This is a genomic window from Bradyrhizobium sp. IC3123, assembly GCF_020193625.1.
GTDB classification, from domain to species: domain Bacteria; phylum Pseudomonadota; class Alphaproteobacteria; order Rhizobiales; family Xanthobacteraceae; genus Bradyrhizobium; species Bradyrhizobium yuanmingense.
This window is the reverse complement of record NZ_JADYVF010000020.1, coordinates 57289-82097: the sequence shown is the minus strand read 5'-3', so window position 1 is coordinate 82097 and position 24809 is coordinate 57289. Positions and strand designations below refer to the sequence as shown.

Here is a 24809-nt window from a genome sequence, read left to right as displayed (position 1 = left end):
TTCCGGGCTCGCGCTTCGCGCGCCCCGGAATGACAGATAAAATGTCCCTCGACCTCCACTTCCTCCTCTTCCTGCTCCTGCGCATGGCGATCGCGGCGGCGTTCGTGGTGACGGCATCGATCATCACCGAACGCTCGGGACCCGTGATCGGCGCGCTGATCGCGACCCTGCCGGTCTCGGCCGGGCCGTCCTACGTCTTCCTTGCGATCGATCATGACGCCGCGTTCGTCGCCCAGGGCGCGCTGGCGAGCCTGCCGGTCAATGCGGCAACGATCTTGATGTGCCTCACTTACGTTGTGCTGTCGCAGCGGCACACTCTCGTGGTGAGCTGCGGAAGCGCTTTCGCGGTATGGATCGGGATGGCCTCGATCATCCGCCAGTTCGACTGGTCGCTCGCCGCGGGGCTCGCCGCCAATCTGATCGCGTTCGGCATCTGCATTCCACTGCTCGCGCGCTATCGCCATGCGAAGATGCCGCTGGTGACGCGCCGCTGGTACGATGTGCCGATGCGCGCTGCGCTGGTTGCGACCCTTGTCGCCATCGTGGTTTCGACATCGAGTTGGGTCGGCCCGCGCATCAGCGGCATCATTGCACTCTTTCCCGTGGTGTTCTCCAGCATCATGGTCATCCTGCATCCGCGCATCGGTGGACCGCCGACCGCTGCCGTGCTCGCCAACTCCGCCTGGGGCCTGCTCGGATTTGGCATGGCGATTGCGGTCCTGCACGTTGCAGTCGTGTGGTTCGGCTCCGCCGCCGGCTTGTGCCTCGCGCTCGCAACCTGCGTGGCATGGAATCTGACGCTGTGGAGAATAGGACGGCGCGCCTTGCGCCGCACGCGGCCGATGCCGTGAGACTACGGATATGCGCGACGCCACGTCGCGAGAAGCCGATGTGGCCCGCTCGGACCAACCGTTGAATGAGCGCCATCATTTCAAGTCCTGCCGTACTGTTCCGGTGTGAGCTCCAGCGGCTCCTCGCGCTGACATGCTGATAACCCCCGTCGAATTCCCGACAGTAAAATTAGAACTTTGTTCGAGCTTTTGCCGTAAAGAATCAGGCTGCTCGCCCGCTTCGTTGCTGTCCGACCATCGCGACGGACCTTCCAATCGGATCTGGGGGAGACGCAGATTGGAATATGTCAGCACTGCTGCGCGATCAGTTCCTCGATACTGACGAGCATATCCCCCTTCGGCTCAATTCGAGATGGAGATTTCCTGATGTTCGGCCGTAAATTCCACACTGATGCACAATCGCGGCTCGATGCCATCGGCCGTTCGCAGGCGATGATCGAGTTCAATCTTGATGGGACGATCATCACGGCCAACAAGAATTTTCTCGACGCACTCGGCTACCGTCTCGAGGAGATCCTGGGCAAGCATCACTCGATGTTTGTGCCGGCCGACCAGCGCGACAGCGCCGAGTACAAGGCGTTTTGGGCCGCATTGAACCGTGGCGAGTATCAGGCGCGCGAGTTCAAGCGGATCGCGAAAGACGGCCGCGAGGTCTGGATCGAAGCATCCTACAATCCGGTGCTCGACGGCAACGGCAAGACGGTGATGGTCGCCAAGATTGCGACCGACATCACCGAGAAGAAGATCCGCAGCATGACGGACGCCTCCAAGATCGCTGCCATCAGCCGCGCCCAGGCCGTCATCGAGTTCAAGCTCGACGGCACCATCCTCTCGGCCAACGAGAATTTCTGCAAGGCGCTCGGCTATTCGCTCGACGAGATCAAGGGCAAGCATCACAGCCTGTTCGTGGCCGAGGCCGACCGAAACAGCCCGGCCTATCGCGAATTCTGGGCCGCGCTCAACCGCGGCGAATACCAAGCCGGCGAGTTCAAGCGGATCGGCAAGGGCGGCCGCGAGGTCTGGATCCTTGCCTCCTACAATCCGTTGCTCGACGAAAACGGCAAGCCGTACGGCGTGGTCAAGTTCGCGACCGACGTCACCGCGGAGAAGCTGAAGAATGCCGATCTCGCCGGCCAGATCGCGGCGATCGACAAGGCCCAGGCCGTGATCGAGTTCAACATGGACGGCACGATCATCACCGCCAACGCCAACTTTCTCGGCGCGCTCGGCTATTCGCTGGCCGAGATCAAGGGCCGCCACCACAGCATGTTCGTCGAGCCCTCCGAGCGCGACGGTGCCGGCTATCGCGAGTTCTGGGCCGCGCTCAATCGTGGCCAGTACCAGGCGGCGGAGTACAAGCGCATCGGCAAGGGCGGCAAGGAGGTCTACATCCAGGCCTCCTACAATCCGATCCTCGACCTCAACGGCAAGCCGTTCAAGGTCGTGAAATACGCCACCGACGTCACCAAGCAGGTCCTGGTCCGCATGGGCAACGAGCGCGTGCGGGGCATGATGGAATCGGTCGCCGCCGGCTCGGAGGAGCTCAACGCCTCGGTGCGGGAGATCTCCGAGGCCATGACCAAGTCGCGCGAGACCGCGATGGGCGCGGTCGAGCAGGTCGGCGCCGCCGACGCGCAGGCCCAGCGCCTCACCGAGGCCGCGCAGGCGATGAGCGGCATCGTCGAGATGATCAACAACATCACGGGGCAGATCAACCTGCTCGCGCTCAACGCCACGATCGAATCGGCGCGCGCGGGCGAGGCCGGCCGCGGCTTCGCGGTGGTCGCTTCCGAGGTCAAGAGCCTCGCCAACCAAGCCAAGCAGGCGACCGACAAGATCGGCCAGGAGATCGGCAGCCTCAACAGCATCTCCGGCGACGTCGTCAGCGCGCTCGGCTCGATCAAGCAGGCGATCAACAATGTCAGCGAGTACGTGACCTCGACCGCCGCCGCGATCGAGGAGCAGAGCACGGTGACCAACGAGATGTCGACCAGCATGCAGCGCGCCGCCGCGGAAGCCGCGGCGATCGCGGCGCGGGGCTAGGCCGGGCTCGGAATTGCAGGGTGGGCAAAGGTGCGCTCTTTGCGCGCCGTGCCCACCATCTCTCCCCGATCGCTTCATGGAGCGGTGGGCACGCTCCGCTTCGCCCACCCGACGGCACCGTCACTGCTTCGGCAGTTTCGCCTTCAGCGCATACAGAGCATCGAGCGCCTCGCGCGGCGACATCTCGTCGGGGTGCAGCGCCTTCACCGCCTCCATCAGCAGCTCCGCTTCGCTCGGCGGCGCGGCTTCAGTGGCGGCGCGCGAAGGGACAGCGAACAGCGGCAGATCGTCCACCAGGGCTCGCGCGGTCTGGCCGCGGTCCTGCGCCTCCAGCTTGGACAGCACCGATTTGGCGCGCGTGATCACCGCCGGCGGCAGGCCGGCGAGTTTCGCCACCTGGATGCCGTAGGAGCGGTCGGCCGAGCCCGGCAGCACCTCGTGCAGGAACACGACGTTGCCCTGCCATTCCTTCACCCGCACCGTGGCGTTGAACATCCGCGGCAGTTTCGCCGCGAGCGCGGTCAGCTCGTGATAATGCGTCGCGAACAAGGTTCGGCAGCGGTTGCTCTCGTGCAGATGCTCGATCGCGGCCCAGGCGATCGAGAGGCCGTCGAAGGTCGCGGTGCCGCGGCCGATCTCATCCAGGATGACGAGCGAGCGCTCGCCGGCCTGGTTCAGGATCGCCGCGGTCTCGACCATCTCCACCATGAAGGTGGAGCGGCCGCGGGCGAGATCATCGGCGGCGCCGACGCGCGAGAACAGGCGGTCGACGATGCCGATCCGCGCGCGCGTCGCCGGCACGAAGCTGCCGATCTGGGCCATCAAGGCGATCAGCGCGTTCTGGCGCAGGAAGGTCGATTTACCGGCCATGTTGGGACCGGTGAGCAGCCAGAGCTGGCCGGACCTCTGGGCCGGCGCAGGCGACAGGTCGCAGGCGTTGGCGATGAACGGCTCGCCGTTGCGCTTGAGCGCCTGCTCGACCACGGGATGGCGGCCGGCCTCGATGGCAAAGCTGAGCGAGCCGTCGACCTCGGGCCGCACATAGTTCTCGTCGACGGCGAGCTTGGCCAGTGACGTCGCGACGTCGAGCAGTGCAAAGCCTTGCGCGGCAGTGCGCAGATCGTCGCTGATCGCGAGCGCCTTGGCGCAGAGCCGCTCGAAGATCTCGAGCTCGAGGCCGAGCGCGCGGTCGCCGGCATTGGCGATCTTGGCCTCGATCTCCCCTAACTCGGCGGTGGTGAAGCGCACCTGTCCCGCCAGCGTCTGGCGATGGATGAAGGTCGCGTTCAGCGGCGGCGACATCAGCTTGTCGCCGTGCTGGGCGGTGACCTCGACGAAATAGCCGAGCACGTTGTTGTGCCGGATCTTGAGACCCTTCACGCCGGTTTGGTCGGCGTAACGGGCCTGCATCGAGGCCACGACCAGACGCGAGGCATCGCGCAGGTTTCGCGCTTCGTCGAGCGCGGGCTCGTAGCCCTGGCGCACGAAGCCGCCGTCGCGCTTGATCAGCGGCAGCTGCTCGTCGAGCGCGCTGGCGAACTCGGCTGCGAGTGCGCGCGACGGCCGCTGCAGCGCTGCCATCACCGCCGCGATTTCCTGCGGCGGCTGATCCAGTTCGGAGAGCCGCGTCAGCACCTGGTCGGCGGCGATGATGCCGTCGCGGATGCCGGCGAGGTCGCGCGGCCCGCCGCGGCCGACCGAGAGTCTGGCCAGAGCGCGCGACATGTCGGGCGCGCCGCGCAGGATGCTGCGGATGTCCTCGCGCGCGGCGGGATCGGCCACGAAAGCGCTGACCGCGTCCAGCCGCCGGGCGATGGCGGGCGCATCGGTCAGCGGCGCGGCCAGACGCTGCGCCAGCAGGCGGGAGCCGGCCGAGGTCACGGTGCAGTCGATGGCGTCGAGCAGCGAGCCGCGGCGTTCGCCGGCGAGCGTGCGCGTCAGCTCGAGATTGGCGCGCGTCGCCGGGTCGATCGCCATGGTTGCGCCCGAGGCTTCGCGCGCGGGCGGCGACAGCGGCGGATGCTTGCCGACCTGGGTGCGGTCGACATAGGTGACGGCGGCGGCCGCGGCGGTGGCCTCCAGGCGCGTCAGCTGCGCGAGCCCGTCCATGGTCGCGACGGCAAAGTAGTCGCAGAGCCGCTTCTCCGCGGTGGCGCCGTCGAAGACGTCGCGGGTCAGCGGCGTCACGGCCGGCAGCTCGCGCAAGGTCTGGCCGAGCTCGTTGTCGCCAAAGAGCGCGTCGGTGACGATCGCCTCGTTCGGGTTGATGCGCGCCAGCGTCGCGGCGAGCTCGCCGCCGGAGACCTCGGTGACCATGAATTCGGCCGTCGAGATGTCGATCCAGGCAAGGCCGAAGCGGTCGCCGCCGGCGGAGGAGCGGGCGCGCGCGATCGCCAGCAGGTAATTATTGGCACGCGCATCCAGCAACGTGTCCTCGGTCAGCGTGCCCGGCGTCACCAGCCGCACCACGCCGCGGCGCACCACGCTCTTGTTGCCGCGCGCTTTCGCCGCCGCGGGATCCTCGGTCTGCTCGCAGACCGCGACCCGATGCCCGGCGCTGATGAGACGATGCAGATAATCCTCTGAGCGCTCGACCGGCACGCCGCACATCGGGATATCCGCGCCCTGGTGCTTGCCGCGCTTGGTCAGGACGATGCCGAGCGTCCTCGAGGCGATCTCGGCATCCTCGAAGAACAGCTCGTAGAAGTCGCCCATCCGGTAGAACAGCAGCAAGCCCTGATGCGCCGCCTTGATCTCCAGATACTGCTCCATCATCGGCGTGACGCGCGCGGCAGCCTCGGCCTGCGGCGCGGGCGTGTCATCGGCGGGCGGAACTTGTATCGGCTGTTGCATCGTCATGGGCGGCGCAACCTACAAAATTTCGGCACCTGCTCCTATTTGCTTTGCCGGGGAAGCGAAGGTTTTCCACGTTGTCCGTGTAGCGCATGCGGCTGCCACATTTTCCGCCGTCATTCCGGGATGCGCCGGAACGGCGCAGGCCCCGAATCCATCGGGCCGCACGTCACGCCGACAAATGGATTCCGGGTTTGCGCCAAATGGCGCGCCCCGGAATGACGTCTGCTCCGCGAAACCGTCAATTGACCTGCCGCGGGCGCCCTCCTAAAACTCCGCCGACATTGAAGAATTTGGCCGGATCGCGGCATTCAGGGAGAACAACGATGCGTGACGTCTTTATCTGCGATGCCGTGCGGACCCCGATCGGCCGTTTCGGCGGCTCGCTCGCCAAGGTGCGCGCCGACGATCTCGCCGCCGCCCCGATCAAGGCGCTGATGGCCAAGCACCCCAATCTCGATTGGGCACAGGTGGACGAGGTGTTCTTCGGCTGCGCCAACCAGGCCGGCGAGGACAATCGCAACGTCGCGCGCATGGCGCTGCTGCTGGCGGGCCTGCCGGATTCGGTTCCCGGCCAGACTCTGAACCGGCTCTGCGCCTCGGGCCTCGATGCGGTCGGCGCCGCGGGCCGCGCCATTCGTTCCGGCGAGATCGATCTCGCGATTGCCGGCGGCGTCGAATCGATGACCCGCGCACCCTTCGTGATGGGCAAGGCGCAGGAAGCCTTCTCGCGCTCGGCCGAAATCTTCGACACCACGATCGGCTGGCGCTTCATCAATCCGCTGCTGAAGGCGCAGTATGGCGTCGATGCGATGCCGGAAACCGGCGAGAACGTCGCCGAGGAGTTCCAGGTCTCGCGCGCGGACCAGGACGCCTTCGCCATCCGCTCGCAGCAGCGCGCAGGCGCAGCGATCGCCGCCGGCTATTTCGCGGAAGAAATCACGCCCATCACCATTCCCGGCGGCAAGGCCGGCCCGATCACCATCGACAAGGACGAGCATCCGCGTCCTGAGACCACGCTGGAAGGTTTGGCAAAACTGAAGCCGATCGTGCGCAATCCCGGCACCGTCACGGCCGGCAACGCCTCCGGCGTCAATGACGGCGCCGCCGCCATGATCCTGGCCTCGGAAGCCGCGGTCAGGAAGCACGGCCTGACGCCCCGCGCCCGCATCCTCGGGCTCGCCTCGGCCGGCGTGCCGCCGCGGATCATGGGCATCGGCCCGGTGCCGGCGACCCGCAAGCTGATGGAACGGCTGGCTAAGAAGATCAGCGATTTCGACCTGATCGAGCTGAACGAAGCTTTCGCTTCGCAGGGCATCGCCTGCATGCGCCAGCTCGGCGTCGCCGATGACGCCGATTTCGTCAATCCGCATGGCGGTGCCATCGCGCTTGGCCATCCGCTCGGCATGAGCGGCGCCCGCCTCGCGCTCACCGCCGTGCACGGCATGGAGAAGCGCGGCGGCAAGCTCGCACTTGCCACCATGTGCGTCGGCGTCGGCCAGGGCGTCGCGGTTGCGATCGAGAAGCTGAATTGAACTCTCTCCTTCACCTCTCCCCGCTCTTCGCGGGGAGAGGCGAAGTGCCCGGGCTCGCGCATTTCTCTCGCGTTCCGGAAAGACAGGGAGAAAATAGCCTGTGATCATCGAGCGCGAGAAGGACGTCACGGCCGCGGCCCTGGCGGTAATGGAACGGACATCCGATCCGCGGCTGCGCGAGATCATGGTCTCCCTGGTCAAGCATTTGCACGCCTTCGTCCGCGATGTCAGGCTGACCGAGAAGGAGTTCCGCGACGCCGCGGCGATCGTGGCCGAGCTCGGCAAGCTGACCACCGACACGCATAACGAAGTCGTGCTGATGGCGGGGTCGCTCGGCGTCTCCTCGCTGGTGTGCCTGCTCAACAACGGCGATCAAGGCAATACGGAGACCGATCAATCATTGCTCGGCCCGTTCTGGCGGTTGAATTCGCCCCGGGTCGAGAATGGCGGATCGATCGTGCGCTCGCAGACACCGGGAGCCACGCTGTTCGTCAGCGGCCGCGTCGTCGATAAGGACGGCCGGCCGGTCGCCGGTGCCGAGGTCGATGTCTGGCACGCCTCGCCGGTCGGCCTTTACGAGAACCAGGACCCCGAGCAGGCCGACATGAACCTGCGCGGCAAGTTCACGACCGATTCCGACGGGCGCTTTTCCTTCCGCTCGGTGATGATGGTCGGCTATCCCATTCCGACCGATGGCGTCGTCGGCCGCCTGCTCGCGGCGCAGGCCCGCCACCCCTATCGTCCCGCGCATCTGCATGCCCTGATCTTCAAGCCGGGATTCAAGGTGCTGATCTCGCAGGTCTATGATCCCAGCGACCCCCATATCGACAGCGACGTGCAGTTCGGTGTGACACAGGCGCTGATCGGCAAGTTCGTGCGCCACGATACGCCGCATCCGACGGCGAAGGACGCCTCATTGCCTTGGTATTCGCTCGACCATACCTACCGGCTCGAGGCCGGAGAGGCCGTGCTTCCGCGGGCGCCGATCAGGTAGGGGCGGCCGGCTGCCATGCGCGGGAACGCCGCTAAAGCGGCTTTCCCAAATTAGTTATATCCTATAATGATTGGCGAAAGCGTTGACCGGCCGGACCGAATACAGCCGGGGAGGAGTTCGCCAATGACATTCATCTACCCCGTGGGCAGCAACGCGGCGCATCCGCTGCCGCTGTCGCCCGACTACAAGAGCTCGATCAAGCGCGCGCCGAACAAGCCCTTGATCCCGATGCCCCATACGCTGTCGGAGCTGACCGGGCCGGTCTACGGCCACGAGACCGTACGCGAGGGCGACAACGATCTCACCCGCCAGCACGCGGGCGAGCCGCTCGGCGAGCGCATCATCGTGCATGGCCATGTGCGCGACGAGGACGGCCGCGGCGTGCCGAACTCGCTCGTCGAGATCTGGCAGGCCAATTCCTGCGGCCGTTATGTCCACGTCCGTGATCAGCATCCGGCGCCGCTCGATCCGAATTTCACCGGCGCGGGCCGCACCGTGAGCGATGCGTCCGGCTATTATCGCTTCGTGACGATCAAGCCTGGCGCCTACCCTTGGGGCAATCACCACAATGCCTGGCGTCCAGCGCACATCCATCTGTCGGTGTTCGGCCATTCCTTCGTCACGCGCCTGGTGACGCAGATGTATTTCCCGAACGACCCCTTGTTCCCGTTCGACCCGATCTTCAACTCGGTGCCGGACGAGAAGGCGCGAGCGCGGATGGTCTCGTCGTTCGACTTGGAGAATACCCAGCCCGAATGGGCGCTGTGCTACCGCTTCGACATCGTGCTGCGCGGCAAAGACGCCACCCCCATGGAGAGCCATTAAGTGCAAGAGTCCGCGAAGCCCGACGGGATCACCCCATCGCAGACGGTCGGTCCGTTCTTCAAATACGGCCTGACGCCGACCGGCGAGTACGCCTGGAACGACGCGTTCACCCATTCGACGCTGACGCCCGATGTCACCGGCGATCGCATCCGCATCGAGGGCCGGGTGTTCGATGGCGACGGCGTGGCCGTCCCCGATTGCATGCTGGAGATCTGGCAGGCGGATGCGCAGGGCCGCTTTGCCGATCCCCAGGACAAGCGCGCGCTGCCGAATGCGAGCTTCCGCGGCTTTGCCCGCTGCGGCACTGACAAGGACGGCAACTATTCCTTCGAGACCATCAAGCCGGGTGTCGTGCCCGATCCTGCTGGCAAGCCGCAGGCGCCGCACATCCTGGTTGCGGTGTTTGGCCGCGGCATGCTCAGGCATCTCTACACCCGCATCTATTTCAGCGACGAGGCCGGCAACGCCGCCGATCCCGTGCTGGCGCTGGTGCCGGCTGACCGCCGCGCCACGCTCACTGCGGTCCGCGAGGCCGGCAAGCCGGTCTACCGGCTCGACCTGCACCTGCAGGGCGACAACGAGACGGTGTTCTTCGACGTATGAGGGCAGGGCGTGCCGGGGAGGCCTGCTCCTCGGCACACATATCTCATTCGGCGCATCGGAGCCGGTGCTGCGTTGCCGCATCAGACTCGAACGTTGATTTTGCGCGGTTGTGCGTCAGCCTCGCTGACTCAATACCGATGACTTGACGCCTAATCTCCGTATTCATGCGGGGTTCGTGAAATACAATTCCGGCGCGAATCAATCCCGTATTTACCGTAGTCGTCTAGGGTGGCCGCAGTTTCGACGCCGACCTGGATTGTTTCATGAAATTTCGTCTGTCCTTGTCCTCTGCGATCGTCGCGTTTGGCATCGTTCTCGCCATTGGTTTCGCCGCCGTTGTTACGACCAGCCTGTACGCCCTAAAAGAGCTCAAGGTCGGCGGTCCGCTCTATTCCGACATCAAGCTCGGCAATGACCTCATCGCCGACATCCTGCCGCCGCCCGAATACATCATCGAAGCCTATCTCGAGGCGACGCTGGCCATGCGCGAGCCGGATCAGCTGGCGGCCCACGGCGAGCGTCTGGTCCAGCTCCGCAAGGACTACGACGAGCGCAAGGCGTTCTGGGTCTCCTCCAGCCTCTCGGCCGACCTCAAGACCGCGCTGGTGTCGAAATCCGATGCGGAGGTGCAGAAATTCTGGAAGGCATCGGATCAGCTTCTGCCCGCCCTCAAGGCCAAGGACGCGGCGGCTTCCGAGCGCGTCTATGCGCAGCTGAAGGAGGCCTATACCGCGCATCGCGCCGTCATCGACAGCATCGTCGAGAGTGCTAACAAGCGGAATGCCGCCATGGAGAAGCTGGCCGCGGACCGCGACAGCGCGATGCTCTATATCCTCCTCGGCGTCTCCATCGCCGTCCTCGCCTTCGTTACCGCCGGCCTGCTGGGTGTTGCCCTCGGCGTGGTGCGCCCGATCGTGCGCATGACGGACACGATGCAGAAGCTCGCGACCGGCGATCTCGCCGCCGAGATTCCGTTCGCGCAGCGCCAGGACGAGGTCGGCTCGATGGCGGGTGCGCTTGTGGTGTTCAAGCAGGCGGCGGTCGAGAACTCCCGTCTGCGCGAGGAGCAGTTGCGGCAGGAACGGGCGGCGGCGCTCGCCAAGCGCTCCGCCCTGCACCAGATGGCCGAAACGGTCGAGCGCGAGACCGGCCGCTCGGTCGATACCGCGACTGCGGCGACGCAGGGCGTGGAGCAAGCCGCCTCCGGCCTCTCTGAGATCGCAAAGTCGCTCTCTGCGCAGTCGCAGGCGGTGGCGGCGGCCTCGACCCAGGCGCTCGGCAGCTCGCAGGCCGTCTCCGCTGCGGCCGAAGAGTTGAGCGCCTCGATCCGCGAGATCACGAGCCAGGTCGCGCGGACCAGCACCGTCACCAAATCGGCCGTCGCCGGCCGCGAGCAGGCGCGTTCGACCATTCAGGCGCTGGCCGGATCGGTGAAGAAGATCGCGGAGGTCTCCGACCTCATCGGCGGCATCGCAGGCCAGACCAACCTCCTCGCGCTCAACGCGACGATCGAGGCGGCGCGCGCCGGCGAGGCCGGCCGCGGCTTCGCGGTGGTTGCCGCCGAGGTGAAGTCCCTGTCCGACCAGACTGCCAAGTCCACCGAGGAGATCGGCCGGCTGATTGCAGAGATCCAGGCCTCGACGCAGGCCGCGGTCGACGCCGTCGAGGCCATGGGAGGCCACATCATCGAGATCGACGGCGTGGCGACATCGGTCGCTGCCGCAATGGAACAGCAGGATGCCGCGACCCGGGAGATCACGCGGTCGATTTCCGAATCGGCCTCCGCCGCACAGGAGGTCTCGGCCAAGATCGGCGACGTCAGCCGCGATGCCGCCTCCGTCAACCAGCGCGCCGCGGATGTGAGGCAGGCGATCGCCGGGATGACGGCCAATCTCGATCAACTGCGCGCGATTGTTGTGCGGACGGTGCGCGACTCGACCGCCGCAGCCTGAGCCGGCGGCAGCCGCTGGTGCCCGGGCATGTGATCGTGCAGTATGACGCGGGACAGGGGCATCGTGGTTCATGACATCTCCACAATTGCCGGCGGTCGTTGAGCCCGCCCGACTGACGGCCGCGCTGCGCCGGGGCGGCGCGCTGGATGCAGGCGCCGTCCGCGAGGTGAAGGTGCTGCATCAGCGCGACACAGTGGTGTCGCATATCGTCAGGCTCGGGCTGCGCTATGTCGGCGAGTCCGCCGGTGCTCCGCAGTCGCTGATCCTCAAGACGCCCAATGCCGCTTTCGCCAAGCGCCTCGCCAATGGCGGCCGGCGCGAGGTGGGCTATTACACGCAGCTGGTGCCGCAGATGCCGCCGGGACTCGTGCCGCGCTGCTTTGATGGGCATTTCGACGAGGACAGCTTCGCCTGGCATCTGCTCCTGGAAGATCTCACCGACAGCCACGAGATCGCGACGGCCTGGCCGGTGCCGCCGTCGCGTGAGCAGACGTTCGCCATCGTCACGACGCTGGCGCGCTGGCATGCAGCCTGGTGGGACCATCCGAGCCTCGGCGAGACCCTCGGCACCTGGGCCAGCGTGGAGGACAGCGCGCAACGCATGGAGACGTTCGCGGGGCATTACGACCGCTTTGCCGATCTTCTCGGCGATCGCCTCAGCGAGGAACGGCGGATCCTCTATCGTCGGCTCATCGATCAATCGGAGCGGCTGTCCCAGCGTTACCATTCACGCCGCCACCTCAGTATCACGCATGGCGATGCCCATGTCTGGAATTTCCTGCTGCCGCGCACGGGAATCGATGACACCGTGCGCATCTTCGATTTCGATCTGTGGAGCATCGACGTTCCGACGCACGACCTCGCCTATATGATGGCGATGCATTGGTATCCGGAACGCCGGCAGGCGCTCGAACGGCTGCTGCTCAATCTCTACCACGACACGCTGATCGAGAGCGGCATCACCGGCTATTCGCGCGGAGCGCTCGACCGCGACTATCGCTGGGCGGTGCTCTGGCAGATCACGCGGCCGGTCTGGCAGTGGAGCATCAACATCCCGCCGCTGATCTGGTGGAACAATCTGGAGCGGGCGTTTGCGGCCGTGGATGATTTGGGCTGCGAGGAGCTGTTGTAGCGCTGTTGTGTCCCGGACGCGGTGCAACGTGTAGCGCTGCGCTGCGTCCGGGGCCCGAGATCCGCTACTCCATCACCGCATGCTCCGGCCCCGCCGCCTGCTTGCGCAGCGTGGCTTTGGTCGAGCCGATCAGCAAAGCGAGCGGGATGGTGCAGAGGATGAAGAGCATCACCAGCTGGTAGTCGTGCGCGAAGGCGATGATCTGCGCCTGCACGTTGACCATTCTGTCGGCCATGGCGCGGCCGGTGTCGGTCGACAGATTGATGATGCCGCTGACGCCGGGCATCTGCAGTGCGTGATTGAACGGGTTGATGTGCTCGGACAGGATCGCGTAGGTCCATCGCGTGCCTTGCGTCAATTGCGCGATGACGACGGAAATGCCGACCGAGCTCGCGACGTTGCGCATCAGGGTCAGCATCGCGGTGCCGTCGGTGCGCAGCTCGTTCGACAGCGTCAGGAACGCCACGGTCGAGAGCGGCACGAAGACGAGGCCGAAGCCAAAACCCTGGATGACGCTGACGGTGACGATCTCCGGCACCTGGGTCAGATCGGTCCAGCCGGTCATCTGGAACAGCGAGCCCGCCGTCAGCGTCAGGCCGCAGATGATCAGCGTGCGCGCCTCGATATAACGCATCATGCGGCCGACCAGCATCATGGCGAAGAAGGTGCCGATGCCGCGGGTCGCCAGCAGCAGGCCGGCGGTGATGATGGGATAGCCGATCACGTTCTGCATGTAGGGCGAGGCGAGTGCCATGGTCGAGAACAGGACGAGCCCCATCACGATCATGAACAGGCAGCCGGTGACGAAGTTGCGGTCCCGGAACAGGGCGAAGCGGATGAACGGGGTCGAGGTCGTGAAGGAATGCGCGAGGAAGAAGTAGAACGCGACGGCCGAGACGATGAACTCGGCGAGGATCTCGTTCGATTCCAGCCAGCCCAATTGCTCACCGCGGTCGAGCGCGAGCTGGAGCGCGCCGATCGCGACCGCCAGCGCGGCGAAGCCGAACCAGTCGAATTTGAGGCTGAAATCCTTCCTGGTCTCGTCCATGAAGACGACCAGCCCGAGCACGGTGATGATGCCGAACGGCAGGTTGACGAAGAACACCCAGTGCCAGGAATAGGTCTCGGTGAGCCAGGCTCCCAGCGACGGTCCCATGATCGGACCCATCATCACGCCCATGCCCCAGATCGCCATCGCCTTGGCGCGTTCCTGAAGCGTGTAATAGTCGAGCATGACCGATTGCGACAGCGGTACCAGCGCTGCGCCGAACACGCCCTGCAGCAGGCGGAACAGCACCATCTGGTTGATGTCCTGCGCGAGGCCGCACAGCACCGACGCCATGGTGAAGCCGGCCGAGCAGATGATGAAGATGCGCTTGCGGCCGAAGCGGTTGGCGATCCAGCCCACCGGCGCCGTCATGATCGCGGCGGCGACGATGTAGGAGGTCAGCACCCAGTTGATCTGGTCCTGCGACGCCGACAGCGTGCCCTGCATGTAGGGCAGCGCGACGTTGGCGATGGTGGTGTCCAGCGCCTGCATGATGGTCGCGGTCATGGCGCAGATCGTCACCATGTTCCGGCGCAGGCCGGGGACCATCGGGCTGGCATGGGGGCCGGACATCGCGCCAGTCCTTGTCCTATTCTTTATCCTGGCCCGCGGTCGCGGACAGGCCGAGCAGGCCGGCAAGCGACCGCCGATGACCGGTGTCGATGGTGGCGTAGACGCTCATGCCGGCTTTCAGCTTCCGCACATATTTGTCGGTCTCGTCGAAATAGATGCGGATCGGCACGCGCTGCACCACCTTGACGAAATTGCCCATGGCGTTCTGCGGCGGCAGGATCGCGAATTGCGCGCCGGTGCCGGGCGAGAGCGAGCCGATCTTGCCCTTGAAGACATGGTTCGGGAACGCGTCGACCTCGAGCGTGACGGACTGGCCTTCGGTGACATAGGTGAGGTCGCTCTCCTTCGGATTGGCGTCGACCCAGGGATGGGCGACGTCGATGATGGAGAACACCGGCGTGCCGGCGGGCACATAGCGGCCGAGCTGAATCTGCTCGACCTGCGTCGCCACTCCATCCATCGGCGCGCGCAGCACGGTGTGGTCGAGGTTGCGCTGCGCGTCATCCAGCTTGGCTTTTGCCTGAGCGTAGGGCGGGAATTGCTCGAGCGGCAGATCAGGGTTGCCGAGCAGCTGGGTCTTTGCGTTGGAGAGCTGCTGCTTGATGTACTGCGCCTGCGCCCCGGCGGTGACCAGTGCGTTGGAGGCGTTGTCGAGATCGAGCTGGGAGCCGAAATTGTTCTTCACCAGCGCCTGCTTGCGCTCGACGTCGCGCTGCTTCAGATCGATGCCCTGCTGGGCGAGGCCCAACATGTCGCCGTAGATCTTGATGTTGGCGACGAGGTTGTCATAGGTCGTGCGCGCCTGCGCGAGCTGCGCCTTGGTCTCCTCGACCGCGAGGCGGAAAGGAACCGGGTCGATCTCGAACAGTTCGTCGCCGCGCTTGACCGACTGGCCTTCCTTGACGATGACTTTCAGGATCTTGCCGGAGATGTCGGGTGTCACCAGCACCTTCTGTGCGCCGACATAGGCATCGTCGGTGCCGACATAGCGGCCCCCATGCAGATAGAAGGTGACGCCGCCGATGGCGACGATGACAGGCAGCACGACCAGGAGCAGGAAACGGCGATAGCGGCGCAGGCCCGCCAGCAGGCGGCGGCGCGGATCGGTGCCGGCCTTCTTGGTCGGCTTGCCGCTGTCGCTCTTCTGCTCGGGCTGCAACTTGACGACCTGATCAGCCATGGCGCTGCTCCTTGCGTGCTTGCTCCGCGCCGGATGCCTGGATCGCGGTTCGCACGTTTTCCTTGATGGTTTCGAGCTGGGTGAGGAGGCGGTGCGCGTCCGCCGGATTGATGCCGTCGAGCGCGTTCGCCGTCAGCTCCGACTTCAGGCCGCTCATGCGGCCGAGCAATTGCCGCCCGGCCTTTTTGAGGTACAGGCGCTTGACCCGGCGATCCGAAGCGTCGCTGCGGCGCTCGATCCAGTCGTTGTCGCAGAGCTTGTCGATCAGCCGTGTCAGCGTGATCGGCTGCATCTCCAGGAGCTCGGCGAGCTCGGACTGCTTCATGCCCTCGCTGCGCTCCACCTTGGCCAGCACCGCCCATTGCGCCCGGGTGATGCCGAAGCGCGAGGCCTCCTTGTCGGCATAGACGCGCAAGAGGCGATAGAGCTCACCGACCGTGAACAGGAAATTCTGGTCGACCGACCCGCGCGTCATGAGCGTCGTCTCCAATAAGCTTGAATATTATAAGCAAGCTTATGATTATTTCACGGACCGGTGGCGCGGTGCTGTCCCGCGGGAGGAGCATGGCTGGCAGCCGAACGGCTCGTCGTGCTTTGGGTTCCCCCGCCGAAATGGTAGAAGACCGCGACATGAGCCTCGCAAAGCCGGCATTCCCCGCGCCCGACCATGATCACGGCCGCTGCACCGCGGACGCGCTTGCGCATGCCGAGGTGGTCTGCCAGCAGCGCGCGCAGAAATTCACGCCGATCCGCCGCCAGGTGCTGGGTGCTTTGCTCTCCAGCCACCGCCCGCTCGGCGCCTACGAAATCATCGACGAGCTTGCCAAGTCGATGGCGCGGCCGGCACCGATCACGATCTATCGTGCGCTCGACTTCCTGATGGCCAACGGCCTCGTGCATCGCATCGAAAGCCGCAACGCCTATCTCGCTTGCGCAGCCCACGACCACGATTCGACCTCCGCGGTGGCGTTCCTGATCTGCGAGCGCTGCGGCCTGGTCGGCGAGATCTCCTCGGCGTCCTTCGCCAAGGCCCTCAACGCCGCCGCGCGCAGCTCAGGCTTCGCGCCAAAGCTGTCTGTGGTGGAGATCACGGGCGTCTGCACGCATTGTCAGAAAATGTCTTGAAGCAACAACGGCGCAAAGCCGGATTTTTGGGAAGAAATGTCCGCACCTCAAGCCATACCGTCCGCTGGCTGTCCCCTCAGTGCCGGCGCCATCGCCCTGATGCTCATGCTATGCCTGACCTGGGGATTCAACCAGATCGCGGTGAAGCTGGTGCTGCCGGACATTCCGCCGATGCTCCAGGCCACCATCCGCTCGATGGGCGCGCTGCCGGTGCTGTTCCTCATCGGCACCTTTCGCGGCGTCAAATTCTTCGAACGTGACGGCACCTGGAAGCCCGGCCTGATCGCCGGGCTGATGTTCGGCATCGAGTTCGTGTTGATCTTCCAGGGGCTGCACTTCACGTCTGCTTCTCGTGCGGTGGTGTTCCTCTACACCGCGCCGTTCTTCGTGGCGCTCGGCTCCTACCAGGTGCTCGGCGAGCGTCTCGGTGGCGCGCAATGGCTCGGCCTAGCCATCAGCTTTGCCGGCGTGGCGCTTGCGATCGGCGTGCCCCAGCCCAATGTCGATTCGCAGGTTCTGCTCGGCGATCTCATGATCGTCGGGGGCGCCGCGCTGTGGGCCGCGACGACGCTGGTTGCCAAGGGCACGCGGCTGCGCTTCGCCGCGCCCGAGAAGGCCCTGGGTTATCAGGTCGCGACCTCGATCCCGATCCTGGGGCTGGCGGCCTGGCTGTTCGGCGAATCCATCACCCACACTCCGTCGCCGCTGTCGCTCGGCCTGATGGCCTTCCAGGCGATCTGGGTGGTCGGAACCACGTTCACGCTTTGGTTCGCGCTGGTGAAGGCCTATTCGGCCAGCAAATTGTCCGCTTTTACCTTCATCACCCCTTTGTTTGGCGTGGTGGGTAGCTATTTCATCATGCACGACACCCTCAGCCTGACATTCGGGGCCGCAGCGGTCCTTGTAATTGCTGGGCTTTTTCTGGTTAACCGTCCCAGCCCATCAGCTGCGGCGCCGCGTGATGCATTGCTGAACGTCACCAAAACCTGATATTTGGACCGCCATGAACAAGCTCGAAAACCCTCTCGATTCAGACATTGCGGGCCCGGCGCCCCGGCATCGGACCACCCAGGTCAAGGTCGGCAACGTCACTGTGGGCGGCGGTGCGCCGATCGTCGTGCAGTCGATGACCAACACCGATACCGCCGATGTCGAAGGCACCATCGCCCAGGTCGCAGCGCTCGCGCGCGCCGGCTCCGAAATGGTCCGCATCACCGTGGACCGCGAGGAGGCTGCGGCCGCCGTTCCGCACATCCGCGACGGCCTCGCCAAGCGCGGCATCACTACGCCCCTGATCGGCGACTTCCACTATATCGGCCACAAGCTGCTCGCGGCCTATCCGGCCTGCGCCGAGGCCCTGGCCAAATACCGCATCAATCCCGGCAATGTCGGCTTCAAGGACAAGCGCGACACCCAGTTCGCCGACATCATCGAGATCGCGAACAAGAACAACAAGCCGGTGCGCATCGGCGCCAATTGGGGCTCGCTCGACCAGGAGCTTTTGACCAAGCTGATGGACGAGAACGCGGCCTCGCCCAACCCGCGCGACGTGCGCGCGGTGACGCGCGAGGCCATGGTGCAGTCGGCGCTGCTCTCGGCGGCGCGCGCCGAAGAACTCGGCATGCCCAAGGACCGCATCATCCTCTCGGCAAAAGTCTCGGCGGTGCAGGATCTCATCGCGGTCTATCAGGATCTCGCGTCCCGTTCGGACTACGCCATCCATCTCGGTCTCACCGAGGCCGGCATGGGCTCCAAGGGCATCGTTGCGTCCTCGGCCGCGCTCGGCATCCTCTTGCAGCAGGGCATCGGCGACACCATCCGCATCTCGCTGACGCCCGAGCCCGGCGGCGACCGCACCCGCGAGGTGCAGGTCGGCCAGGAGCTCTTGCAGACCATGGGCTTCCGCACTTTCGTGCCGCTGGTTGCCGCCTGCCCCGGCTGCGGCCGCACCACCTCGACCACGTTCCAGGAGCTGGCCCGCTCGATCCAGGATTTCATCCGCGACGAGATGCCGACCTGGAAGACCAAATATCCCGGCGTGGAAGAGCTCAACGTCGCGGTGATGGGCTGCATCGTCAACGGCCCCGGCGAGTCCAAGCACGCCAATATCGGTATCTCGCTGCCCGGCACCGGCGAAGCGCCGGCCGCGCCCGTCTTCGTCGACGGCAAGAAGTTCCGCACGCTGCGCGGCCCGACCATCTCCGCCGACTTCAAGGCGCTGGTGATCGACTACATCGACCAGCGCTACGGCCAAGGCGCCAAGGTGCCGGCGCCTGCGGCAGAGTAGGCGCTCCTCAACATCGGAATCGTAGGGCGGGTTAGCACAGCCTAACCCGCTCTATTTTTTTGCGGGCGCGAGGTGGCGGGTTACGCTTCGCTAACCCGCCCTACGTTGCTACGATGGCTCCCAATCAAGAACGATCGGGAGACACGCCATGAGCTCACTCGCCGGCAAGCAGGGTCCGCGCTATCGCCACACTGCGGACGAAGGCGCGCCTTATGAGACCATCGCCGTCGAAAAGCTCACACCCATCATCGGCGCGGAAATCAGTGGCGTCGATATCGGCAAGCTTGTCGATGGCGATGCCCGCTCCAACCGGCAGATGGACGAGATCCATCGCGCGCTCGCCGAGAACCTCGTTATCTTCTTCCGCGACCAGCACATCACGCCGCAGCAGCATCTCGCCTTTGGCCGCAAGTTCGGCGAGCTGCATTTTCATCCCGCCGCCCCGCATGAGGACGAAGACCCCGCCTTGATGAAGATCTATGCGGACAAGAACTCGCCGCGCGCCAATGGCGAGGGCTGGCACTCCGACGTGTCCTGCGATCTCGAGCCGCCGATGGGCTCGATCCTCTACATCAAGCAATGCCCGCCCCGCGGCGGCGACACGCTGTTTGCCAACATGTACGCGGCCTATGAGGCGCTGTCGGAGCGCATGAAAGCCTATCTCGATGGCCTGACGGCGCTGCACGATGGCGAGCCGATCTATCGCGGCCTTTACGCCAACTATGGCGTCGCCGATCGTCCCTCCTATCCCCATGCCGAGCATCCCGTGGTGCGCACCCATCCGGTCACGGCTAAGAAAGCGCTCTACGTCAACCGCGGCTTCACCCGCCACATCAACGGCATCCCGCGTGACGAGAGCGATGCGATGCTCGCCTATCTCTACCAGCACGCCGAGAACCCGCTGTTCCAGTGCCGCTTCCGCTGGACCGAGAACGCCATCGCCTTCTGGGACAACCGCTGCACCCAGCACCGCGCGATGTGGGACTACTGGCCGCACACACGCTCGGGCACGCGCGTGACGGTGAAGGGAGAGAGGCCGGTCTAATGGGCCGGGCTCGGGAGACCAACATCAATCAGTCGGCTTCGCGCAAAGGAAAGCCCCGGACGCGAGACCGGGGCTTCGTTTGTCGAAGAAGTGCCAAAGTCAGTATTTGGCGACGATCGGGCCACCGAAGCGGTAATTGATGCGGGCGGTGACAATGTCGACATCCTGGCGGATCGTATCACCGCGCGTGACCCCCGGAACGATCGACGAGCTAAAGGTGATGTCGCGATTCCCCATGAACAGGTGATCGTACTCGAGCGCCAGCGACCAGTTCGGCGCAAAACCGAATTCGAAGCCGGTGCCTACGACGCCGCCCCAGCGGGTCTCGTTGGCGCGATCAAACACCAAGTCGATGCTGGTGATCACGCCCTCGTACTTGTCGCGGGTGACCGCGGCGCCGCCCTTCACGTACCAGAGAACGTTGTTCCAGCTGTAGCCGACCTGGCCGGTGAATAGGCCGAACGCATCAACCTTGGAGCGGTTGGTGAAATTGCCGTAGAACAAGCTGGAATTGGAGCCGGTGAAGTCGGCCCAGTTGCCCTGCGCCTCAACACCGAACACCCAATTGGTGGCCTGCCAGCGATAGCCGATCTGACCACCGACGGTGGCGCCGCTCGCATTGTGGCAGCCTTCCCGGAAGGGCGGTGCAACGGTGAAGCCGGCATCGTTGTAGATGTCCCAGCACTTTTCGGCCCAGCCGCCACCGCCGTTGATGCCGACGTAGAAGCCGCTCCAATCGTAGATGGGGGCGATTGCGGGTGCCTTGGTGTAGGGTCGGGCTGCAAGGTCAGCGGCCGACGCCGCGCCTGTGAACAGCGCCATCAGAGCGGCGGTTGCGAATGCGAGTTTCTTCATTTGACCCCGTAGACATTCAATGGACGATTCGAATTCAAACCCGCCCTAAATACCGGCTAGTTGCGCGTTCGTCCGTCGCTCCGCCGCAACAGTCGCCGACAATCTCCGCGAGCGCGGGAATCGCGCGATTGCCAGTGCCGCATCGCGCAACGACACAATCGGCATTTTCATTTCGTCTCAAGTACTTAGCTGCCGACGCGATGGTCGGCCTGATCGCCCAAGACAGGGGGCGCCCTGGGTCAGACCGCGCGTTGACGCTCGGACCTCCCTGCGTCAAGGTGATCAAAAGCAAAAAGCACCGCCGAAGGTCGCGTCATCTTTCGTCCCGAAAGACTACAACTTCCTCACCGAAAGCGGTCCCGGCACCGGCATGCGTGAGCAGCAGCGGAGTAGCGCTTGAGGCACCTGCGGAGCGTCATCGTCGGGCTGGTCGCCTCGATCGTTCTGTCATCGCTTGCATTCGTCACGGCCGGCGAGGCTGCTATCGCGCGCAAGAGTGCGAGACATGAGCCGAAACCCTCACCTTCATTCAAGTGCGAGACGCCCAAATTCCGGATCGTCGTGGATGTCGGCCACACGCCGGACTCCTACGGTGCATTGAGCGCACGCAACGATCCGGAGTTCGGCTTCAACTTCCGCCTCGCCCGGCTCATCACGGCCAAGCTCAAGGCCGAGGGCTTTGCCGCAACCCGCCTGCTCGTCACCGACGGCAAGGCACGGCCGAGCCTGTTCAAGCGCGTCGGCGCTGCAAACGAAGGCCGCGCCGATCTGTTCCTGTCGGTCCATCATGATTCGGTGCCGGACAAGCTGCTCGAGACCTGGGAATTCGACGGCGCAAAGAGCTATTTCAGCGATCGCTTTTCGGGCCACTCGCTGTTCGTGTCGCGGCAGAATCCGCACTTTGCCGCCAGCCTGATGCTGGCCAGGATGATCGGCCGGCAATTGAAGCAGCAGGGCCTGCACTATGCCAGCCAGTACACGCTGCCGGTGATGGGCCGCTACCGGCGCCAGCTGCTCGACAAGGATGTCGGCGTCTACCGCTATGACGGGCTGGTCGTGCTGTCGCGCACGCGAAGCGCCGCCGTGCTGCTCGAGGCGGGCTCGATCATCAATCGCGACGAGGAAATGGAGATGAACTCGCCGGAGCGACACGAGGCGGTCGCACAAGCCGTCGCGGTCGCGATGAGGGAGTTTTGCGAGAGACGGTAGTTGGCCCTGCCGGTTCAGCAGCAGTCATTGCGAGCGCAGCGAAGCAATCCAGAGTCCTTCCGCAGAGGCAGTCTGGATTGCTTCGCTACGCTCGCAATGACGAGGAAGCTACAGCGGCCCGGCTCGATATTCCCTATTCGCCAGGCTCGCCTCCTCCAGATCCAGATCGCGCTCGATCCGCCGCCGCGTCTCGTCGGTGATCTGGCCGTCGCGCAGCAGCTTGTGGATGAATTTGCGCTCGGCGGCGATCAGGTCGCGGGTCAGAGCGGTGCCGGCGGCAGAGATGTCGTGACGGTTGGGATCGAGCGAGTCCGGGAGCTGGTTGAAGCGGATCTCGTGGCGGGCGCGCAGCAGCCGCATCACCTCGTCGGAAACCTCTTTTTCCGCCGTGAGCGCGTCGAGCGATTTCAGCGCGGCCTCCAGCGCCTGACGGCGCGCGGCGATCTCCGCTTCGTGCTCGGCGGCATGCTCGTGACGACCGGCTTCGGCGACGCCGAGCCACCGCACGATCGGTGGCAGCGTCAGGCCGACGCCGATCAGCGTCACGAAGATGACACCGAAGGCGACGAACAGGATCAGGTCGCGATACGGAAACGCCTCGCCATTCGGCAGCGTGAACGGCAGCGCCAGCGCGGCGGCCAGCGACACCGCGCCGCGCACGCCGGTGAAGGCGAGCACGAATGGCCATTGCCATGGCGGCGAAGGATCGCGCTCGCGCAGCGACCTGGAGAGCATTCGCGGCAGATAAGTTGCGGGATAGAGCCAGGCAAAACGCGCGATCACGACGATCACCAGGACCAATGCGGTTGCGATGAGAATGTCGTCGAGCGGAAAAGTCTTTGATTTCTCGTAGAGCGCGCGCATCTGGAAACCGGTGAGCAGGAACAGCATGCCCTCGATCAGGTAGATCACGAGATCCCAGAAGAAGATGCCTTGCAGGCGCGTCGCCGAGGAGATCAGCAATGGGCCGTTCCAGCTGACATAGAGCCCGCAGGCCACCGTTGCGATCACGCCGGAGCCGCCGATATGCTCGGGCAGCCAGTACGAGACATAGGGCGTGATCAGCGACAGCGTCAGCTCGACCTGCGGATCTCCAGACCATTTGCGAAGGCGCAAGGAGAGCCAGCCGACGCCGATGCCGAAGGCGATCTCGCCGGCGACGATGAGGAGGAATTCACCGGCCGCGAGCGGCAGTGAGAAATGGCCGACGAGGATCGCGGCGAGCGCGAAGCGGTAGAGGATCAGCGCGGTGGCGTCGTTGGCGAGACCTTCGCCTTCGAGCACGACCAGGATGCGGCGCGGCATGTTCAGCCGGCGCGCGATCGCGAGCGGCGCCACCACATCGGGCGGCGCGACGATGGCCCCGAGCAGGAAGCCGACGGTCCAGGGCAGGCCGATCATGTAGTGTGTGGCGGCCGCCACCATCGCCGTGGTGAAGATCACGGCGCCGACCGCGAGCAGCACGATCGGACGCAGGTTCTTCTTGAATTCGCGCCAGCTCATCGCGACGCTGGCCGAGTAGATCAGTGGTGGCAGCACCACCAGCAGCACCAGCTCCGGCGGCAGCTCCACAGTCGGCATGCCCGGCACGAAAGCGAGGCCGACGCCCGCCAGCATCAGCAGGATGGCAGGGGCGACGTTGAAGCGTCGCGCGGCCAGTGCCACGCCTGCCAGCACGGCCAGCAGGATGAGAAAGGTCTGAAACTTCGCTTCCATGATGGTCTGTCTTGACCCGGAAGCGACGGCTAGGTCAATGCGCGGCTCACGCCAGCCGTTCGGCCACCATCCGCCCAATCCGCGCGAACGCGGATGTGATCTGCGCCGCGCTCGGCGTGCCGCCCTGGGTATAGGCCGCGATCAGGATCGGCGTATCCGGCTTCGGCCAGGCGACCGCGATGTCGCCCGAGGCGTCCTTGCCGTTGTTGCCGGTCTTGTCGCCGATCTTCCAGCCTGCCGGGAGTCCGCCACGCAGGCGATTTGCGCCGGTCTTGCAGTTCACCATCCAGTCGGTGAGCAGGGCCCGCGAAGCAGGCGACAGCGCCTCGCCCGCGACCAGCCGGCGCAAATTTCCCGCCATCGCTGCCGGCGTCGTGGTGTCCCGGGGGTCGCCGGGTTGCGAGCGGTTGAGCTCGGGCTCGTTGTGGTCGAGCCGCGAGGTGGTATCTCCGAGCGACCGCCAGAAGGCGGTCAGCGCGGCGGGGCCGCCGATCCGCGCCAGCAGCAGATTGGCGCAGGTGTTGTCGCTGAGCTCGACGATGGCCTTGCACATCTCGCCGACCGACATCTTGCCGGCCGCGAGATTTTCCCTCGCCACCGGCGCGTATTCCAGCAGATCCGACTGGCCATACCGGATCATGGCCGCGAGTTGCTCCTCGCCGCGATCGACCCGCGCCAGCACGCTGGCGGCGAGCGAAGCCTTGAACGTCGAACACATCACGAACCGTTCGTCGGCGCGCCAGGAGAGCTTCTTGCCGGTTGCGAGATTCTCCGCATAGAGCCCGATCCGCCCGCCGCTCTCGCGCTCGTAGGATTCGAATTCTGATGGGGCATCCCCGGCGAGCGCAGGGGAGGCGGCCAACCAGGCGAATGAGGCGAGCAGGGAGCGGCGGTCGACAAGCATGGTCATTTCCAGGCGAGCAGGGGTGGGAGATGGAGCGGACGCTGCATCCGCGTCGTCATTGCGAGCGCAGCGAAACAAT

At 65.2% G+C, this 24809-nt stretch carries 20 protein-coding genes; 13 read left to right on the top strand and 7 right to left on the bottom strand.

Annotation, left to right across the window (positions count from 1 at the left end):
• Positions 1-41 precede the first annotated feature (41 nt).
• Together I6F20_RS34925 and I6F20_RS34920 are read left to right on the top strand one after the other, a co-directional pair.
• Positions 42-851: a hypothetical protein gene (locus I6F20_RS34925; RefSeq protein ID WP_036002311.1), complete on the top strand. Its 810-nt coding sequence runs from the start codon at positions 42-44 to the stop codon at positions 849-851.
• Positions 852-1217: 366 nt separating this feature from the next.
• Positions 1218-2894: a methyl-accepting chemotaxis protein gene (locus tag I6F20_RS34920; RefSeq protein WP_225130567.1), complete on the top strand. Its 1677-nt coding sequence runs from the start codon at positions 1218-1220 to the stop codon at positions 2892-2894.
• A 120-nt stretch (positions 2895-3014) separates the two neighbouring features.
• On the opposite strand, the gene mutS is transcribed toward I6F20_RS34920, so the two are convergent.
• Complete coding sequence (gene mutS / locus I6F20_RS34915) at positions 3015-5753, bottom strand: DNA mismatch repair protein MutS (protein WP_225130565.1); 2739 nt, start codon at positions 5751-5753, stop codon at positions 3015-3017.
• A 320-nt stretch (positions 5754-6073) separates the two neighbouring features.
• On the opposite strand from mutS, the gene pcaF reads away from it, so the two are divergent.
• From pcaF to I6F20_RS34885, 6 genes are all read left to right on the top strand, one after another.
• Positions 6074-7282, top strand: coding sequence for a 3-oxoadipyl-CoA thiolase (gene pcaF / locus I6F20_RS34910; RefSeq protein ID WP_036002283.1), 1209 nt, complete (start codon positions 6074-6076; stop codon positions 7280-7282).
• A gap of 100 nt (positions 7283-7382) precedes the next feature.
• On the top strand, positions 7383-8276 hold the full coding sequence (locus I6F20_RS34905) for a dioxygenase family protein (protein WP_225130563.1): 894 nt from the start codon (positions 7383-7385) through the stop codon (positions 8274-8276).
• Between the two features lie 123 nt (positions 8277-8399).
• Positions 8400-9101 (top strand): protocatechuate 3,4-dioxygenase subunit beta, encoded by a 702-nt coding sequence (pcaH, locus tag I6F20_RS34900; RefSeq protein WP_225130561.1) that lies wholly within the window; start codon positions 8400-8402, stop codon positions 9099-9101.
• Complete coding sequence (gene pcaG / locus I6F20_RS34895) at positions 9102-9704, top strand: protocatechuate 3,4-dioxygenase subunit alpha (protein ID WP_225113305.1); 603 nt, start codon at positions 9102-9104, stop codon at positions 9702-9704.
• A gap of 263 nt (positions 9705-9967) precedes the next feature.
• Positions 9968-11656, top strand: coding sequence for a methyl-accepting chemotaxis protein (locus tag I6F20_RS34890; RefSeq protein WP_225130559.1), 1689 nt, complete (start codon positions 9968-9970; stop codon positions 11654-11656).
• A 70-nt stretch (positions 11657-11726) separates the two neighbouring features.
• Complete coding sequence (locus I6F20_RS34885; protein WP_036023951.1) at positions 11727-12788, top strand: phosphotransferase; 1062 nt, start codon at positions 11727-11729, stop codon at positions 12786-12788.
• 64 nt (positions 12789-12852) lie between these two features.
• Here the strand turns inward: I6F20_RS34885 and I6F20_RS34880 are convergent, their stop codons facing one another.
• From I6F20_RS34880 to I6F20_RS34870, 3 genes are read right to left on the bottom strand one after another with little or no spacing between them, the layout of a single operon-like run.
• Positions 12853-14409, bottom strand: a complete 1557-nt coding sequence (locus tag I6F20_RS34880) for an MDR family MFS transporter (protein ID WP_036023949.1) — start codon at positions 14407-14409, stop codon at positions 12853-12855.
• A 16-nt stretch (positions 14410-14425) separates the two neighbouring features.
• Positions 14426-15589 carry an HlyD family secretion protein gene (locus I6F20_RS34875; RefSeq protein ID WP_225113308.1) on the bottom strand — a complete coding sequence of 388 codons (1164 nt, stop codon included), beginning with the start codon at positions 15587-15589 and terminating at the stop codon, positions 14426-14428.
• Positions 15582-16064 carry a MarR family winged helix-turn-helix transcriptional regulator gene (locus tag I6F20_RS34870; protein ID WP_225130546.1) on the bottom strand — a complete coding sequence of 161 codons (483 nt, stop codon included), beginning with the start codon at positions 16062-16064 and terminating at the stop codon, positions 15582-15584. The genes I6F20_RS34875 and I6F20_RS34870 overlap by 8 nt, the downstream gene beginning before the upstream one ends.
• Before the next feature lie 155 nt (positions 16065-16219).
• Between I6F20_RS34870 and I6F20_RS34865 the strand changes: the two genes are divergently transcribed.
• From I6F20_RS34865 to I6F20_RS34850, 4 genes are all read left to right on the top strand, one after another.
• Entirely contained in the window at positions 16220-16714 is a 495-nt protein-coding gene (locus I6F20_RS34865; protein ID WP_225130545.1) for a Fur family transcriptional regulator, read from the top strand.
• Between the two features lie 36 nt (positions 16715-16750).
• Positions 16751-17704: a DMT family transporter gene (locus tag I6F20_RS34860; protein ID WP_225130543.1), complete on the top strand. Its 954-nt coding sequence runs from the start codon at positions 16751-16753 to the stop codon at positions 17702-17704.
• A 13-nt stretch (positions 17705-17717) separates the two neighbouring features.
• Entirely contained in the window at positions 17718-19001 is a 1284-nt protein-coding gene (gene ispG / locus I6F20_RS34855) for a flavodoxin-dependent (E)-4-hydroxy-3-methylbut-2-enyl-diphosphate synthase (protein WP_128266114.1), read from the top strand.
• A 148-nt stretch (positions 19002-19149) separates the two neighbouring features.
• On the top strand, positions 19150-20046 hold the full coding sequence (locus tag I6F20_RS34850; RefSeq protein WP_225130541.1) for a TauD/TfdA dioxygenase family protein: 897 nt from the start codon (positions 19150-19152) through the stop codon (positions 20044-20046).
• Between the two features lie 99 nt (positions 20047-20145).
• Here the strand turns inward: I6F20_RS34850 and I6F20_RS34845 are convergent, their stop codons facing one another.
• Entirely contained in the window at positions 20146-20901 is a 756-nt protein-coding gene (locus I6F20_RS34845) for an outer membrane protein (protein WP_225130539.1), read from the bottom strand.
• A gap of 396 nt (positions 20902-21297) precedes the next feature.
• On the opposite strand from I6F20_RS34845, the gene I6F20_RS34840 reads away from it, so the two are divergent.
• Positions 21298-22110, top strand: coding sequence for an N-acetylmuramoyl-L-alanine amidase (locus I6F20_RS34840; protein ID WP_225130537.1), 813 nt, complete (start codon positions 21298-21300; stop codon positions 22108-22110).
• A gap of 108 nt (positions 22111-22218) precedes the next feature.
• Here the strand turns inward: I6F20_RS34840 and I6F20_RS34835 are convergent, their stop codons facing one another.
• A complete protein-coding gene (locus tag I6F20_RS34835) occupies positions 22219-23826 on the bottom strand; it encodes a Na+/H+ antiporter (protein WP_225130535.1) in 1608 nt (535 codons plus the stop codon).
• Positions 23827-23872: 46 nt separating this feature from the next.
• Positions 23873-24730, bottom strand: coding sequence for a class A beta-lactamase (gene bla / locus I6F20_RS34830; protein ID WP_225130532.1), 858 nt, complete (start codon positions 24728-24730; stop codon positions 23873-23875).
• Positions 24731-24809: the final 79 nt, after the last annotated feature.